General features: G+C 65.0%; 12 protein-coding genes. 2 read left to right on the top strand and 10 right to left on the bottom strand.

Annotated elements, in window-relative coordinates; all coding sequences use genetic code 11:
• Positions 1-66: 66 nt before the first annotated feature.
• From AC5RVY_RS14745 to AC5RVY_RS14705, 9 genes are all read right to left on the bottom strand, one after another.
• On the bottom strand, positions 67-300 hold the full coding sequence (locus AC5RVY_RS14745; protein ID WP_493955449.1) for a PLDc N-terminal domain-containing protein: 234 nt from the start codon (positions 298-300) through the stop codon (positions 67-69).
• A gap of 67 nt (positions 301-367) precedes the next feature.
• A complete protein-coding gene (locus tag AC5RVY_RS14740; protein ID WP_493955448.1) occupies positions 368-784 on the bottom strand; it encodes an acyl-CoA thioesterase in 417 nt (138 codons plus the stop codon).
• A 38-nt stretch (positions 785-822) separates the two neighbouring features.
• The gene (locus AC5RVY_RS14735; protein ID WP_493955447.1) at positions 823-2,895 is read right to left on the bottom strand and encodes an ABC transporter ATP-binding protein; all 2,073 of its coding nucleotides are present in this window, start codon (positions 2,893-2,895) and stop codon (positions 823-825) included.
• Positions 2,892-4,625: an ABC transporter ATP-binding protein gene (locus tag AC5RVY_RS14730; RefSeq protein ID WP_493955446.1), complete on the bottom strand. Its 1,734-nt coding sequence runs from the start codon at positions 4,623-4,625 to the stop codon at positions 2,892-2,894. The genes AC5RVY_RS14735 and AC5RVY_RS14730 overlap by 4 nt, the downstream gene beginning before the upstream one ends.
• 197 nt (positions 4,626-4,822) lie before the next feature.
• Entirely contained in the window at positions 4,823-6,937 is a 2,115-nt protein-coding gene (locus AC5RVY_RS14725; protein WP_493955445.1) for an MDR family MFS transporter, read from the bottom strand.
• Complete coding sequence (locus AC5RVY_RS14720; protein ID WP_493955444.1) at positions 6,930-7,427, bottom strand: MarR family winged helix-turn-helix transcriptional regulator; 498 nt, start codon at positions 7,425-7,427, stop codon at positions 6,930-6,932. The genes AC5RVY_RS14725 and AC5RVY_RS14720 overlap by 8 nt, the downstream gene beginning before the upstream one ends.
• 144 nt (positions 7,428-7,571) lie before the next feature.
• Entirely contained in the window at positions 7,572-9,269 is a 1,698-nt protein-coding gene (locus AC5RVY_RS14715) for a thiamine pyrophosphate-binding protein (RefSeq protein WP_493955443.1), read from the bottom strand.
• Positions 9,270-9,275: 6 nt separating this feature from the next.
• On the bottom strand, positions 9,276-10,340 hold the full coding sequence (speB, locus tag AC5RVY_RS14710; protein ID WP_493955442.1) for an agmatinase: 1,065 nt from the start codon (positions 10,338-10,340) through the stop codon (positions 9,276-9,278).
• Between the two features lie 519 nt (positions 10,341-10,859).
• On the bottom strand, positions 10,860-11,435 hold the full coding sequence (locus tag AC5RVY_RS14705) for a helix-turn-helix domain-containing protein (protein ID WP_493955441.1): 576 nt from the start codon (positions 11,433-11,435) through the stop codon (positions 10,860-10,862).
• A 267-nt stretch (positions 11,436-11,702) separates the two neighbouring features.
• Between AC5RVY_RS14705 and AC5RVY_RS14700 the strand changes: the two genes are divergently transcribed.
• Positions 11,703-13,223, top strand: coding sequence for a sodium:solute symporter family protein (locus AC5RVY_RS14700; protein ID WP_493955440.1), 1,521 nt, complete (start codon positions 11,703-11,705; stop codon positions 13,221-13,223).
• Positions 13,224-13,329: 106 nt separating this feature from the next.
• Here AC5RVY_RS14700 and AC5RVY_RS14695 read toward each other — a convergent pair whose 3' ends face one another.
• Positions 13,330-13,554 (bottom strand): hypothetical protein, encoded by a 225-nt coding sequence (locus AC5RVY_RS14695; RefSeq protein WP_493955439.1) that lies wholly within the window; start codon positions 13,552-13,554, stop codon positions 13,330-13,332.
• A 254-nt stretch (positions 13,555-13,808) separates the two neighbouring features.
• On the opposite strand from AC5RVY_RS14695, the gene AC5RVY_RS14690 reads away from it, so the two are divergent.
• A complete protein-coding gene (locus AC5RVY_RS14690; protein WP_493955438.1) occupies positions 13,809-14,960 on the top strand; it encodes a VIT1/CCC1 transporter family protein in 1,152 nt (383 codons plus the stop codon).
• Positions 14,961-15,084: the final 124 nt, after the last annotated feature.

Raw genomic sequence — 15,084 nt, 5'->3', positions numbered from 1 at the left:
TTCAAATTTACAGGGTGAAGCTGGGCGGGCGCTCAGAGCGGCTGGCGCCTACCCGGCTTCCGCAGGCTACTCCCCCGTTGTGGGCCTCTTCCGGCCGAAGGTGAAGTAGCCCACCGGCCCAATGAAGTTGATGAACGATGCCGCCCGCCAGGCAGCCTTGGGGCCGTTGATCATCGCTGCCGGGCGTTTTGAGATGTCCCGCTGCGCTGCCACGAGCAAGGACAGGTTGACGATCCCCGTCAGGATGATCCCGGCCTTCGCGGACGGGGACATTTCCTTCCAGGTCTTTTTCTTGGCCATGATGTTCTGCTCCTTGATGGGAATATCAGTTTCCGATGCCGGGGTATTCCATGCAACCCGTTTGAGGTCACTCCGTGAACGGGGCCATCCGTTCCTTCTGCTCGGGGGTAAGGCGCTGCACCCGGCCCGTGGTTTCATCCACGAAGGCCAGATGGCTGCTTGCTTTCACGCAGTCCTCCCGGGTTACCGGATCCTGGACCAGGTAGTGGATGTCGAAACTGGCGCCTTTGACGGCACCGATCCACACCTGCACCACGGCTGGCACGTTCCGGTATTCCAACGTCCTGACGTAGCGGATCTTGTGGTCCACCACCAGCGCCATGGTGCCTTGGGGGACGTCGTTGAAGAGGGACACGTGCGGCTCGATGCCGGGCAATCCTGCTCCGCGTGGCGGCCCGAACGCCGCGATCCGGGCTTCCTCCAGCATGCGGACGATCTGGACGTTGTTGATGTGCCCGTAGGCGTCCATGTCACCCCAGCGCATGGGGACCAGCACCTCGATCCGGCTGGCCTCCTGCGCGTTCAGCTGTGCACCGCCGTCGAGTCATCCACCGGCGCTTCCCCGGCGTCCGCACCCGCGAACTGGGACATGTACAGCCGGTAGTAGGCGCCTTCGGCAGCGAGGAGCACCTTGTGGTTGCCCTGCTCCACGATCCTGCCGTTCTCCATCACCAGGATGGTGTCGGCATCACGGATGGTGGAGAGCCGGTGGGCGATCACGAAGCTGGTCCGGTCAGTACGCAGCGCGGCCATGGCCTTCTGCACCAGCAGCTCGGTGCGGGTGTCAACAGAGCTGGTGGCCTCATCGAGGATCAGCAGCGACGGGTTGGCCACAAACGCGCGGGCGATGGTGATGAGCTGTTTTTCGCCGGCACTGACGTTGTTGCCTTCCTCGTCGATCACGGTGTCATAACCCTCGGGCAGGGCACGGACGAAGCGGTCCACAAACGTAGCCTTGGCCGCGGCCATGACCTGTTCTTCGGTGGCGTCGAGGTTGCCGTACCGGATGTTGTCGTAGATCGACCCGCCGAACAGCCAGGCGTCCTGCAGCACCATGCCCACCTTGGAGCGGAGTTCGGACCGGCTAAGGTGCGTGATGTCCACCCCGTCCAGGCTGATGGACCCGGAGTTGAGCTCGTAGAAACGCATCACCAGGTTGACCAGGGTGGTCTTGCCCGCACCGGTGGGCCCCACGATGGCCACCGTATTTCCCGGTTCGGCTGTGAAGGACAGGTTTTCGATCAGCTTCTTGTCCTCGGTGTAGCTGAAGCTGACGTCCTTGAAGTCCACGTGCCCATCGGTCTTGGCGGGAAGGTGCGCGGTGGCTGTCTCGACGTCCTGCTCGTCGGCGTCAAGGAACTCGAACACCCGCTCGGAGGAGGCAATGCCGGACTGGAGCATGTTCGCCATGCCCGCCATCTGGCCCAGCGGCTGGGTGAATTCGCGTGAGTACTGGATGAACGCGGTGGCATCACCCAGGGACATGGAGCCTGAAGCGACCCGGAGTCCGCCCACCACAGCGATGCCCACATAGCTGAGGTAGGACACGAACTGCATCACGGGGAAGATGACGCCGGAGACGAACTGCGCACCGAAGCTGGCGTTGTACAGGGCCTCGTTGCGTTCCTCAAACCGTTCCAGCATGTCTGCGTCCCGGCCGAAGACCCGCACGAGGTCGTGCCCGGAGAAGGATTCCTCGATCTGCCCGTTGAGGGAGCCGGTGTTCTTCCACTGGGCAGCGAAAAGCTTCTGGCTACGCGCTCCGATGATGCCGGCTGCCACGCCGGACAGCGGCAGGGCGATCAGCGCGATCAGGGCAAGCTGCCACGAGACGATGAACATCATGATGACGATGCCGACGACTGTCAGCAGTGAGTTGATCAGCTGCGCGAAAGCCTGCTGCAGTGCCTGCTGGACGTTGTCGACGTCGTTGGTCACCCGGGACAGGACGTCGCCGCGCTGCCGGGTATCGAAGTAGTTCAGCGGCAGCCGGTTCAGCTTCTTCTCTGTATCGTCACGGAGCCGGCGGATCACCTTCATTACGATCCGGTTCAGCACGTAGCCCTGCAGCCACAGGAAGATGTTGGCCACAAAGTACATCAGCAGCACTACGGCAATGAGCGTGGTGAGTTTGTCGAAATTGATGCCGGTCCCGGGCACCAGTTCCATCCGGGAAACCACGTCCGCGAAGTTGTCCTGGCCCTGTTGGCGCAGGCCGTCCACGAACTGTTCCTTGCTGGCCCCGGCGGGAAGCTGCTTGCCAACTACGCCGGCGAAGATCACGTCCATGGCCTGGCCCAGGATCTTGGGGGCGATGACGTTCAGGACCACGGAGATGATCACCAGGCCCACCACCACGTAGATTCCGAGCGACTCTGGTTTCAGCAGGCCGATCAACCGTTTGGCTGAAGGCCAGAAGTGTTCGGGTTTCTTGGCTGGCATGCTGCCGAACATGCCGCCGTCCGCCTCCGTGGGCTTGTACTCCTCCTCGAAGAAGTCGTCGTCCCCGACGGCAGCATCCGCCGGCCCGGAGTTGAGCTGCTCCTCAGCCGCCGTCTCTTTCACGCTGCTGGAGTCCTTCTTGCGGGCGCTCATGCCATTTCCTCCACGCTCAGCTGGGATTCGACGATTTCCTGGTACGTGGGAGAGGTTTCCAGGAGTTCCTCGTGTGTTCCGCGGTCCACGATCCGGCCGTTATCCAGTACCAGGATCTGGTCCGCTTCGGTGATGGTGGAAATCCGCTGGGCCACAATGATGACGGTGGCGTCGGCGGTGGTGTGCTTAAGGGCCGCCCGGAGCCGGGCATCGGTGGCGACGTCCAGGGCCGAGAATGAATCATCAAAGAGGTAGACCCGGGGTTTGGTCACCAGGGCCCGGGCGATGCAGAGGCGTTGCCGCTGGCCGCCGGAAACGTTGGTTCCGCCCTGGGCGATGCGGGAATCGAGCGCGTTCTTTTTCTCCCGGACAAAGTCGGCTCCCTGCGCCACTTCCAGGGCATCCCAGAGTTCCTGGTCCGTGGCCTCTGTCTTGCCAAAGCGCAGGTTGTGTTCGATGGTCCCCGAGAAGAGGTACGGCCGCTGGGGCACCAGGGCCACACGCTTGGTGATCTCGGCGCGGTCCAGCCTGTTGACGGGAACGCCATCCAGCAGCACCTCCCCTTCAACGGTGTCGTACAGGCGGGGCAGGAGTGACAGCAGCGAGGTCTTGCCCGCACCTGTGGAGCCGATGATGGCGATGGTCTGCCCCGGACGGGCGGTGAAGCTGACATTGCTCAGGACCGGGGCTTCAGCGCCGTGGTATGCAAAGGTGACGTTGCGGTATTCAACAACGCCGGTAAGGGATGCCGGCGCTTCGGGCCGTTCGGGATCGTGGATGGAGGGTTCGACGTCGAGCACCTCGCCGATGCGGTCCGCGCAGACGGAGGCGCGCGGAATCATCATGGCCATAAAGGTGCCCATCATGACCGCCACCAGGATCTGGAGCAGGTACTGCAGGAAGGCGGTCAGTGCGCCTACCTGCATGTCGCCGGAGTCCACGCGTTGCCCGCCGAACCACAGCACCGCGGCGGTGGACAGGTGCAGGATCATGCTGATGGCGGGGAACATCAGGACAAACAGCGCCCCGATCTTCAGTGAAACGTCGGTCAGCTCCTTGTTGGCCTCACCGAACCGTTCAGTTTCGAAGGGTTCGCGGACGAAGGCCCGCACCACCCGGATGCCGATGATCTGCTCGCGCAGCACCGCGTTGATGCGGTCGATCTTTTTCTGCATGGAGCGGAACAGCGGCATCAGACGCACCACGAGGTATCCCACCACAACGGTCAGCAGGGGCACCGAGACCCAGACAAGCCAGGACAGGTTGATATCCTCGCGCAGTGCCATGATGATGCCGCCGATGCACATGATGGGGGTGGCCACCATGAAGTTCAGTCCCATCAGCATCAGCATCTGCACCTGCTGCACGTCATTGGTGCCGCGCGTGATGAGGGTGGGTGCGCCGAAGGCGTTGACGTCCTTGGCCGAGAAGCTGGTGACCTTGCGGAACACGGCCCGCCGCAGGTCCCTGCCGAGCGCCATGGCCGCCTTGGAGCCAAAGTAGACGCCGGCGATCGCGGTTCCCACTTGGACGAACGCCACCAGCAGCATCACGGAACCGGTGCGCCAGATGAAGTCGGTATCCCCGCGGGAGACTCCTTGATCGATGATCTGCGCATTCAGGCTGGGAAGGTAGAGCGCGGCGATGGTGGAGGCCAGCTGGAAGATGATGACAGCCAGAATGTACGGCGCATACGGTTTGGAGTAGCGCCGGATGAGGGTGAGGAGCATGAACCCAACTCTAGTGTTGACCACTGACAACGCGCCCCGCGGTGAGCACATTTTCCTGTGGAATGGATTAATTCATATACGAGGGGGCGCAAGACCGCCGCCGGTGCCCGGTGGCCGGGTCCGGCGGCGGCGTTGTGCGCGTAAGGTCCTGCAGTGGCAGTCCTGCAATGGCAGCCGTGCCGGCTTACCCAGCAGAGTCAATCCTGCGGCGCAGCGGCGCTGTGCTTGCCATGGCTTGCGATATACAGGGCAGCGGCGGCCTGGGACTTCCGTTCCTTGAGGAGCTTCCGTTTCAGCCGGGTGAGTTCGGCCGCGGTCGCGGCCTGCTGGGCCGCCACTTCGCGCTGGGACCGCAGCTGTTCCTGGATGTCCAGCACCAGCTTTCCCAGCTCCATCTGCTGCCGGGCCAGCAGGTGCTGGGTGTCCTGGAGCTTCTGTACTGTTGCCGCGGCGGAGGCGGCGGGGCGCTCCGGATCAGCGTCAAAACTGAGGGCGAATGCTTCCTCGAGGTCGTCCGCGGTGACCACGGCGGACCGCGTGGCCGGCACCGAGGAGGTCCCGGCGTCGTACGCCTTGCTGCCGGCACTGCCGGCATGGTCTGTACCGTTTCCGGCAACCCGGCCTGCACCCGTGCCGGATACGGCAGCCGATACCAGGGGCAACTGGCCGGTCATGGCCGTCATCCCTGCTTCACCCGCCGCATTGGCCTGCAGCGTGGCCTCCGGCGTGATGTCCACAGTCTTGCGCAGCGGCTTTTCCTTGATGAACAGGACGGCGAGCAGGGCAACCACGCTGACGGCGGCGGAGATCATGAAGATCCCGGCGGTGGCATCGCCGTAGGCGGCGCGCATGACTTCGGCGACGGGAGCGGGCAGGTCCTTCAGGTCAAGCGTGGCACCGCTGTTTCCGGAGGCCTGAATACCGAGCTTCGTGAGGCCGTCCGTGGCCAGGTCCTTGACGTGGTTGGCCATGACGGCGCCGAGGACCGAGACGCCGATGGCGCCGCCGACGGAGCGGAAGAAGGCAACCGAGGCGCTGGCGGAACCGATGTCCGAGGCCCGGACGGTGTTCTGCACGGCGAGGACCAGGTTCTGCATGAGCATGCCCAGGCCGATGCCGAAAATGCCCGTGTAGAGGCCGGTCAGCCAGAGTTCGGTGGTGTGGTCCATGGTCCCGGCGAGCGCGAGGCCGCCGATCAGCAGCACGGTGCCGCCGATCAGGAAGCGCTTCCACTTGCCGTAGCGGCTGATCAGCTGGCCGGACGCCACGGAGCCCACCAGGTTGCCGGCGATCATGGGAAGGGTCAGCAGGCCTGCTTCGGTGGGTGTGGCGCCGCGGGCCACCTGGTAGTACTGGCCCAGGAAGGTGGAGGAACCGAACATCGCGACGCCGACGGCCACCGAAGCGACGATGGCCAGGGCCGTGGTGCGTTCGGAGATGATCTTCAGCGGGATGATCGGCTGGGAGACCTTGGATTCAACCAGCACCAGCAGCGCCAGCAGGAGGGCACCGCCGCCCACCATCACCGCGGACTGCCAGGACCACCAGTCGTAGTAATCGGCCTTGCCGGCGAAGGAAACCCAGACCAGGAGCAGGCTCACGCCGCTGGTCAGCAGGACGGCGCCGAACCAGTCGATCTTGGCCGGCCGCTTGATGTGCGGAACCTTCAGGGTGACCTGGAGCAGGATCAGGGCCACGACGGCGAGCGGGACGCAGACAAAGAAGGTCCAGCGCCAGCCGAGGGGGCTGTCCACGATGAAGCCCCCCAGCAGCGGGCCCCCGGCGGTGCCTACCGCCATGACAGCACCCATGTAGCCGGAGTACTTGCCGCGTTCGCGGGGCGGGATGATGGAGCCGATGATCGCTTGGGCTAAGGCAGTCAGTCCGCCCATGGCCACGCCCTGGATTACGCGGGCAGTGAGCAGGAACGGGATGTTCTCGGAGAAACCGGCCATGACCGATCCGGCCACGAAGATCACGATGCTGAGCTGGACGAGGAGCTTTTTATCGAAGAGGTCAGCGAGCTTGCCCCAGATGGGGGTGGTGGCCGCATTGGCCAACAGGGCTGCGGTGATCACCCAGGCGAAGTCGGTCTGGGTGCCCTTGAGCTCGGACATGATGGTGGGCAGGGCGTTGGCCACGATGGTGCTGCTGAGGATCGCGGTAAAGAAGGCCGCCAGGAGGCCGGTCAGGGCCTCCATGATCTGGCGGTGGTTCATCGGGGCGCCGGGTTCGTGGCGTTTGGACTGCCGCGATTCCTGCTTTCCGGTTCGAGTGCGCTCGTGCTGCACGGTGGCGGCGACGTTAGCCATTAAGGGACTCCTCCAAGGTTTTGTGTTCATTGGTGGCGCCGGCCGCCATTGCCCGGGCTGATTTCTTGAGTGATTCGGTGAGCCTGCGGAGGGATTTCGCCGTGTCCCCGGCGTCCTCCTCGCTCCAGTCGCTCAGGTAGTCCTGCAGGACCGCTGTCCGCTGCTCCTCGATGTGACGGAGTTTCTCGGCTCCCTGCGGAGTGAGGGCAACCAACTGGGCCCGGCCGTCGTCGGGATCCTGCCTGCGGACCACCAGGCCATGGTCCTCGAGGTCCGCGATGTGGCGGCTGAGGACGGGCGCGCTGACGCCCAGCCGTTCAGCCAGCCGGGTGGCGCGGGTTTCTCCCTCCCCCACGAACCGCAGTACTCCTTGCAGGGCAACTCCGGTGTCCTGTCCGCGCACGTTGACGGTGGAGATGCACCGCACCGCGCGCTGTAGATCGAAGATCTGGTAGACGAGATCCGCTGCCGTGTCTGGTGCTACTGCCATGGCTTCAGGCTCCTTACTTGTTTGCCTGAAGCAACTATATCTCAAGTTGGTTGCTTTGGGAAACTAAAAGGGTTCGCCGAGACGCCGAAGGGTCCCGGTTCCTTTCGGAACCGGGACCCTTCGCTGTGGAGTTAAGGTGGACGGCTATTCAGGCAGGTGCGTGGGCGCGAACATTTTCAGGAGGGTTTCCACCACGACGACGTTGGGCCCGTCCGCGGCGAAGCCCGCCTTCAGCGCCTCCCCCACGTCCTCGGGCGCCACTTTTGTGGCCGGCACACCGAACGCTTCGGCGAGCTTAACGAAGTCCGGGCGGGCAAGTTCTGTGGCTGTTGCCTTGCCGAAGGCCCCCACCATGTATTCGCGCAGGATGCCGTAGCCGCCGTCGTCCACAATCAGCCAAGTGACGGGCACGTTGTGCTGCTTGGCCGTGGCCAGTTCCGAGATGGAATACATGGACGAACCGTCACCGGACACCGCGAGCACGCGGCCGGGCTTGCCCAGGGCTTCGAGGCCCGTCGCTGCTCCGATCGCTGCCGGGAAGCCATACCCCAGGCCGCCGGCTCCTTGGGCCGAGTGGAACTGGCCCTCCCGGGCGTCCCAGCAACTCCAACCCCAATACGCGGCGATCGTCATGTCCCAGAAGGTCTGCATGTCCGCCGGTACCGCTTCGCGGATGTCGGCCATAAACTTCAGTTCCTTGGCCAGGTCCTGGGATTCCAGGCGTGCGCGGACCTTGGCCAGCGATTCCTTCACCAGGTCCTCCGGGGACATACCGTGCCAGTTGGGCCTGGGGTGGGCAGGCTCCACCTGCAGTGCCTCGTCCAAGGCAGCAAGCGCCTGGCCGGCGTCCGCGCGGATGCCGAGCCCGGGGCGATTGGACTCAAGGACCCGGGGTTCGGCGTCGATCTGGATGATCCGGCCGCGCGGCGCGAACGTGAAGTAGTTCGAGGTGACCTCGCCCAGGGAGGAACCGACCACCACCAGGACGTCGGCGTCCTCGAGCAGGTCGGTCATGTAGCGGTCCTCGATCCAGGACTGCAGTGACAACTCGTGGTTCCAGGGGAAAGCGCCGTTGCCGCCCGGCGTGCAGATCACCGGAGCACGAAGCTTCTCCGCGATCGACAGCAGCGACTTCTCCGCCTTGCCCCTGCGCGTTCCGCCTCCGGCGATGATGGCCGGACGTTCCGCCGCCTGCAGCCACTTGACTGCTTCGCGGACCAGTTCCACGCGGGGCGGGTTGTCCGCCGCTTCCGCGAGCGCGTCCTCCACCGGCGGCACCATGATGGGATCGAGCAGCACGTTTTGCGGGATTTCGATCCACACCGGCCCCTGGGGTGAGGAGATCGCTTCGGTCCAGGCGTCCTGGATGGCGGACGGGATGCCGGACGCATGCTGGATCAGCCGCTGGCTCTTGGTCACGTTTGCCGCCGACGCCTTCTGGTCATCGAGCTGGTGCAGCATGCCTTTTCGCCGGGCTCCGAGCCCCTCCAGCGGGATCTGGCTGGCCACGACCACCATCGGCACGCCGGTGGCGTAGGCTTCCTGCAGTCCGGCCAGGGACGTCAGGGCCCCGGGGCCGGTGGAGAGGAACAGGACGCCCACCTCGCCGGTGGCACGGGAGTAGCCGTCCGCCGCGAAGGCCGAGTTGTTCTCCACCCGGGAGGAAACAAAATGCAGGTTTCCGCGGCCCATCGCGTCGAACAGTCCCAGTGCGTGCTGGCCCGGGATGCCGAAGACGGTCTTGGCGCCCAGCGCTTCGAGGGTTTCGACGACGAGGTCCCCGCCGTTGCGGGCACCCGTGCCTTTTGTGGGGGCTGCTGTCCCCGGATCGAAATCGATCATGGCGTGCTACTCCTTGCCGGCGGCAGCGAAGCCTGCCGGACGGCGGGCTTCCTGGCCGAGGGCCTGTGCCGCGTAGCCCGTCTCCGCCCCGAAACGGTCACCGGCTACAGCGTTATCAGCCATCAGGGTCACCAGCTCGTAGGCGACGTGGCTGGCAGCAACGCCGGTGAGTTCTGCGTGGTCGTAGGCGGGAGCCACCTCCACGATGTCGGCGCCCACCAAGTTCATGCCGCGGAAGCCCCGGATGATTTCCAGCAGTTCACGGCTGGTGATGCCGCCGGCCTCGGGGGTGCCGGTACCGGGAGCGTGGGCCGGGTCCAGGACGTCGATGTCCACGGAGATGTAGAGGGGTCGGTTGCCAATCCGGTCCCGGACCTTGGCCACGGTTTCCAGGACGCCCTGGTAGTAGACGTCCGCGGAAGTGACGATGCCGAAACCAAAGCGGTGGTCGTCGTCGAGATCCTTTTTGCCGTAGAGGGGGCCACGGGTGCCGATGTGGCTGATGGCTTCGGTATCAAGGATGCCCTCCTCGACGGCGCGGCGGAACGGGGTGCCGTGGGTGTATTCGGCCCCGAAGTAGGTGTCCCAGGTATCCAAATGGGCGTCGAAGTGGAGCATGGCGACGGGGCCACCCGCGCGTTCGGCGGCGGCCCGAAGCAGGGGCAGCGCGATGGTGTGGTCCCCGCCAAGGGTCACCAGTTTGCTGCCGGCTGCGGTGAGGTCAAGGGCGTTCTGCTGGATGGTTTCGATGGCTTGGTTGATGTTGAACGGGTTGACTGCCATGTCCCCGGCGTCGGCCACCTGGATGTTTTCGAACGGGCTGACGTCCCACGCAGGGTTGTAGGGGCGCAGCAGCCGGCTTGCTTCGCGGACGTGGTTGGCGCCGAAGCGGGCTCCCGGGCGGTACGAGACACCGGAGTCGAAGGGAACGCCCACCACGGTCACGTCGGCTTTTTCCACCTGGTCAAGGCGCGGAAGGCGGGCATAGGTGGCAGCCCCGGCGTAGCGGGGAATACGGGATGAGTCGATGGGGCCAAGGTTGCCGTTGGCTTCGATGCGCAGCTCTTCCAATGGAGGCCTCTCCTTCGAGGAGTTGAGGGACTGATGTGACTGCCATCATACAGCTTGTTTTCGCATGTGCATCACTTGTTTACCTACTCCTCGAGGCCCGGCGTGCCTTCCCGCCCAATTACTCCTGCAAGAGTGGTTGGATCATCTGGCAATTCCCCCGTCTCGCCGCGTTCCGAGCAGCACGCCCGCTCAGCAACCGGGCAGGACCGCCCCCCGGATTTACCCACATACGACTGCCCACCGGTTCCCCTCCGGCAGCCGCGAGCATCAGATGGCGGTATGGAGATTCTCGACTACCTGAAGCGGGCGGGAGGAGTGGCCCGCTCAGCACAACTTCTGGATGCCGGATTTTCACGCCGGGACCTGCTGCGGCTCAAAGAGTGAAGGGCTTTGCCGTCCTGCGCTACATGCCGGAACACATCTGGTTCAACCCTGACCGGGTGGCGGCAGAAATCAGGGCGGTTTTGGCTGACCGCCGGCAGCCGATCCGCCGAGGACGGCACACCCGTAAAGGGGAGGCTACCGGCTCGCGGCTGGGACCAGGACCCAAAGAACTTCGACCGGCTTGTCCGTCGGATTGATCCAGGTGTGCGGCTCCCGGCCAGGGAAGGTGACCGTATCCCCGGCACTGAGGTCGTACTGCTCATTGGTGAGGATCAAGCGGATGTTGCCCTTGATCACATGGAGCACGTCAACGTCGCAGTCCACGGCGTAAAGCTCGGACTCGCCACGGCCGTGCGGTTCGATGCAGGCCTGGATGATCTGGATCCGCCGCTCGGAACGGGCCGTGAGCAGGCGCTCCACGATCCCATGGCCGCCCAGCGAGATCCGCGGGCCGTCATTGCGCTTGGTGAGGTGGGTCTCCGGCGCGGCGAACAGGTCTCCGATGGAAATCGACAGGACCTGGCAGAGCGTCACGAGCGAGGCTACGGACGGGGACGTGAGATCCCGTTCCACCCGGCTAAGGAAGCCCTTGGTGAGCCCGGTGGCGTCGGCAACCTGCTCGATGGTGAGCCGTTGGGACTGCCGGGCGGCCCGGATCCTGGAACCGATGGCAACGGGCACGTTGCTGGGCTCTACTGGCAGTGCCTTCATCTGCGTACCTTTCATGGCCGGCAGCCCCGGCCCCACTCTGGAGCAATACTAATGGCCAACCGCTTCTGTGACGCGTCCATGGCGGGGGCGCGTACACGTGCCAGTTTTCCCTTGACTGTTACCACAGTCACAGCCTACTCTTTGGAAAACATCTGTTGCTTATAAGGCAATAATCGGGAATCCACTCTCACCCAACCCCTGCGCAGCGGTTCCGTAATTCCCCCCTCGGAAACCACAACGCTGCCGCCCAGCTCCAAGGAGTCCACCGTGGACGCAAACGTCATCAACATCGCCATTGTGGTGGTGTACCTTCTCGCAATGCTTGCCTTCGGCTGGTGGGGCAAGTCCCGCACCAGGAACAACAGCGACTTCCTGGTGGCCGGCCGGCGCCTCGGCCCCTTCCTTTACACGGGCACCATGGCCGCCGTGGTCCTCGGCGGAGCCTCCACCGTTGGCGGCGTGGGCCTCGGCTACAAGTTCGGCATCTCCGGCATGTGGCTGGTAGTGGCCATCGGCTCCGGCGTGCTGCTGCTGAGCCTGCTCTTCGCCGGAACCATCCAAAAGCTGAAGATCTACACCGTCTCGCAGATGCTCACCCTGCGGTACGGCAGCCGGGCCACCGAGGCCTCGGGGATCGTGATGCTGGCGTACACCCTGATGCTGTGCGCCACCTCCACCGGTGCCTACGCCACCATCTTTGTGGTGCTGTTCGACTGGGAGCGGCCGCTCGCCATCGCAGTGGGCGGTGCGATCGTGCTGGTTTACTCAACCATCGGTGGCATGTGGTCCATCACCCTGGCGGACCAGGTGCAGTTCGTGATCAAAACCGTCGGCATCTTCTTCCTGATGCTCCCCTTCACCATGAACGCGGCCGGCGGCCTCGACGGCATCCGCAGCCGGGTGGATGAAAGCTTCTTCCAGATCGACGGCATCGGCGTGCAGACCATCATCACCTACTTCGTGGTGTACACCCTGGGCCTGCTCATCGGCCAGGACATCTGGCAGCGGGTCTTCACCGCCAAGACCCCCACCGTGGCCCGGTGGGGCGGCGCCACCGCGGGCATCTACTGCATCCTCTACGGCGTTGCCGGCGCCCTGATCGGCATGGCCGCCAACGTTGCGCTGTCCGACATCAAGATTGCCGCCAAGGACGATGTCTACGCCGAAGTTGCCCAGACCCTCCTGCCCGTCGGCATCGGCGGGCTGGTCCTGGCAGCCGCCGTCGCCGCCATGATGTCCACGGCGTCCGGCGCCCTGATCGCCGCCGCAACGGTGGCCCGCGCCGACGTCCTGCCGTTCGTGGCCAGCTGGTTCGGCAAGCAGATCAACACCGAAGATACGGACAACCCTGAGCACGACGTCAAGGCGAACCGTATCTGGGTCCTGGTCCTGGGCATCATTGCCATCGTCATCGCCATCATCACCAAGGACGTGGTGGCCGCCCTGACCATCGCCTACGACATCCTGGTGGGCGGCCTGCTCGTGGCCATCCTCGGCGGCCTGGTGTGGAAGCGCGGCACGGGCGCCGCGGCCGCGGCCTCGATGGCGGTAGGTTCCGTGGTGACGCTGGGCACCATGATCATCCTGGAAATCAACGCCAAGGCACCCCTGGACGGCATCTACGCCAACGAACCCATCTACTACGGCCTGCTCGCCTCCGCCGTGGTCTACGTCGCGGTGTCCCTGCTGACGAAGCCCACCGATCCCCACGTAATGCGGAACTGGCAGCGGCGCGTTTCCGGCCAGGAGCCACGGGAGGCTTCCGTGGCGACAGTTCCCGCCCCGTAGCCCCTGTGTAAGCAGCGCAGCGTCGAGGACACGCACGACGGCGGCACCTCCTTTCGCTTTCCAGCGAAGGAAGGTGCCGCCGTCGTCTGTTTAATCCGGGGCCGGCCTATTCGGTTTCGCGGACCTCGTCATCATCCAGCGGGACCACCCGGTCCTCGGCATCTATGACGACAGGAGGGGCCTGGACCACGGGCTCTTCCTCGTCCAGGAATTCATCCTCGGTGTCCCAGTCTTCGTCGCTGACCGGCACGTCCTCGGCGTAGTCGAAGGCAGGATCGGCCTCTACGGAATCCAGGTGGGGCATGTCCGGGTGCTGTCCGGTGGTGTTCATTGTGCAACCTCCGTTTGTTCGTACCTGACGTGCTCTTTTGTGCGGCGTGGGCGGGCGCCACACTTTCATCACAGCACCGGCCCGTGGCCCGGTCAAGGGTCCGTGAACGGCGCACAACAACTTCGAAAGTCCACGACTTTTAAGGCTCACCGAAACCGCCAAGTGAGGGATACCAGCCGAAAAACCGCGTAATTCCGCGGTAAGCTGGCGGGGCAATGGGGCCACACCATGCCCCGTTTAGCTCAGGAGTTTTCGTGTCGCAGCACGCCCATCCCCACCACCAGCACGCGCCCAACCACCAGCACACCCCGGCCGAGGAAGGGCACCGGCCCGCGGCGTCGGACATCCGCCGCTGGCGGCAGTACCTGGCTGACGAACGCGCTGAGGCCTCCGTCTATAGGGACCTGGCGCAGAACCGGCAGGGCGAAGAGCGGGACATCCTGCTTGCCCTTGCCGAAGCGGAGGGCCGGCACGAGGAACACTGGCTCCGCCTTCTGGGTGAACATGCAGGCAAACCCCGCCCGGCGTCCTTGCGCAGCCAGCTCCTGGGTTTCCTGGCCCGGCACTTCGGCTCCGTCTTCGTCCTGGCCCTGGCCCAGCGCGCCGAAGGCCGCTCCCCCTACGCCAAGGACCCCAACGCCACCGATGCGATGGCCGCAGACGAGCAGATCCACGAGGAAGTGGTCCGCGGCCTTGCCACCCGCGGGCGCAACCGCCTGGCCGGCACGTTCCGGGCCGCCGTGTTCGGCGCGAATGACGGCCTGGTCAGCAACCTGTCCCTGGTGATGGGCATGGCGGCCTCCGGCGTGGCCAGCAGCGTGGTGCTGCTCAGTGGCATCGCCGGGCTTCTTGCCGGCGCCATGTCCATGGGTGCCGGAGAATTCATCTCGGTCCGCTCCCAGCGCGAACTCCTCGCAGCCACCCGCCCCACCCAGATCACGCTGGCAGCAGCCCCCAAACTGGATCTTGAGCACAACGAACTGCTGCTCGTTTACCTGGCAAGGGGAATGTCCCAGGAAGCCGCACAGCACCGCGTGGCCGAGCGGATGGGCCTCCTCACCTGCGACTGCGACCCCAGCCTGTCCCTGCAGCCCGAAGTTCCCGACGCCGAAGACCAGCACGAGGCCGTGGGCACGGCGTGGGGTGCCGCCCTGTCCAGCTTCTGCTTCTTTGCCTCCGGCGCCGTCGTGCCGATCATTCCGTTCCTGTTCGGCCTGACGGGTGTGGCCGCGCTGGTGGTTGCCGGCGTGCTGGTGGGCGTTGCCCTGCTGGTCACCGGCGGCATCGTTGGTCTGCTCTCCGGCACGTCGCCCCTGACCCGGGGCCTGCGCCAGCTCGCCATCGGCCTGGGCGCCGCTGCGGTCACCTACCTTCTGGGGCTGGTCTTCGGCACTGTTGTTGGGTAGCGAAGGGTTTTGGCGGTAGCCTGCACTGGCAGCAGGCACTCCGGCAGCAGGCGTTTCCGGCAGCAGGCTCTGTGCAGGACGGTCCGCTGGCACCAGCGGGCCGGGGACACGTTTGTTTGGGGGC

It is taken from the genome of Arthrobacter sp. Ha26 (assembly GCF_059091705.1).
This window is presented reverse-complemented; position numbering and strand designations above follow the sequence as displayed.

Bases quoted from the DNA above. Each gene is read 5' to 3' on its own strand.
- AC5RVY_RS14740 (WP_493955448.1), bottom strand. From the start codon at position 784: ATGCGCTGGGGTGACATGGACGCCTACGGGCACATCAACAACGTCCAG.
- AC5RVY_RS14725 (WP_493955445.1), bottom strand. From the start codon at position 6,937: ATGGCTAACGTCGCCGCCACCGTGCAGCACGAGCGCACTCGAACCGGA.
- AC5RVY_RS14705 (WP_493955441.1), bottom strand. From the start codon at position 11,435: ATGAAGGCACTGCCAGTAGAGCCCAGCAACGTGCCCGTTGCCATCGGT.
- AC5RVY_RS14695 (WP_493955439.1), bottom strand. From the start codon at position 13,554: ATGAACACCACCGGACAGCACCCGGACATGCCCCACCTGGATTCCGTA.
- AC5RVY_RS14715 (WP_493955443.1), bottom strand. From the start codon at position 9,269: ATGATCGATTTCGATCCGGGGACAGCAGCCCCCACAAAAGGCACGGGT.
- AC5RVY_RS14745 (WP_493955449.1), bottom strand. From the start codon at position 300: ATGGCCAAGAAAAAGACCTGGAAGGAAATGTCCCCGTCCGCGAAGGCC.
- AC5RVY_RS14735 (WP_493955447.1), bottom strand. From the start codon at position 2,895: ATGAGCGCCCGCAAGAAGGACTCCAGCAGCGTGAAAGAGACGGCGGCT.
- AC5RVY_RS14730 (WP_493955446.1), bottom strand. From the start codon at position 4,625: ATGCTCCTCACCCTCATCCGGCGCTACTCCAAACCGTATGCGCCGTAC.
- AC5RVY_RS14720 (WP_493955444.1), bottom strand. From the start codon at position 7,427: ATGGCAGTAGCACCAGACACGGCAGCGGATCTCGTCTACCAGATCTTC.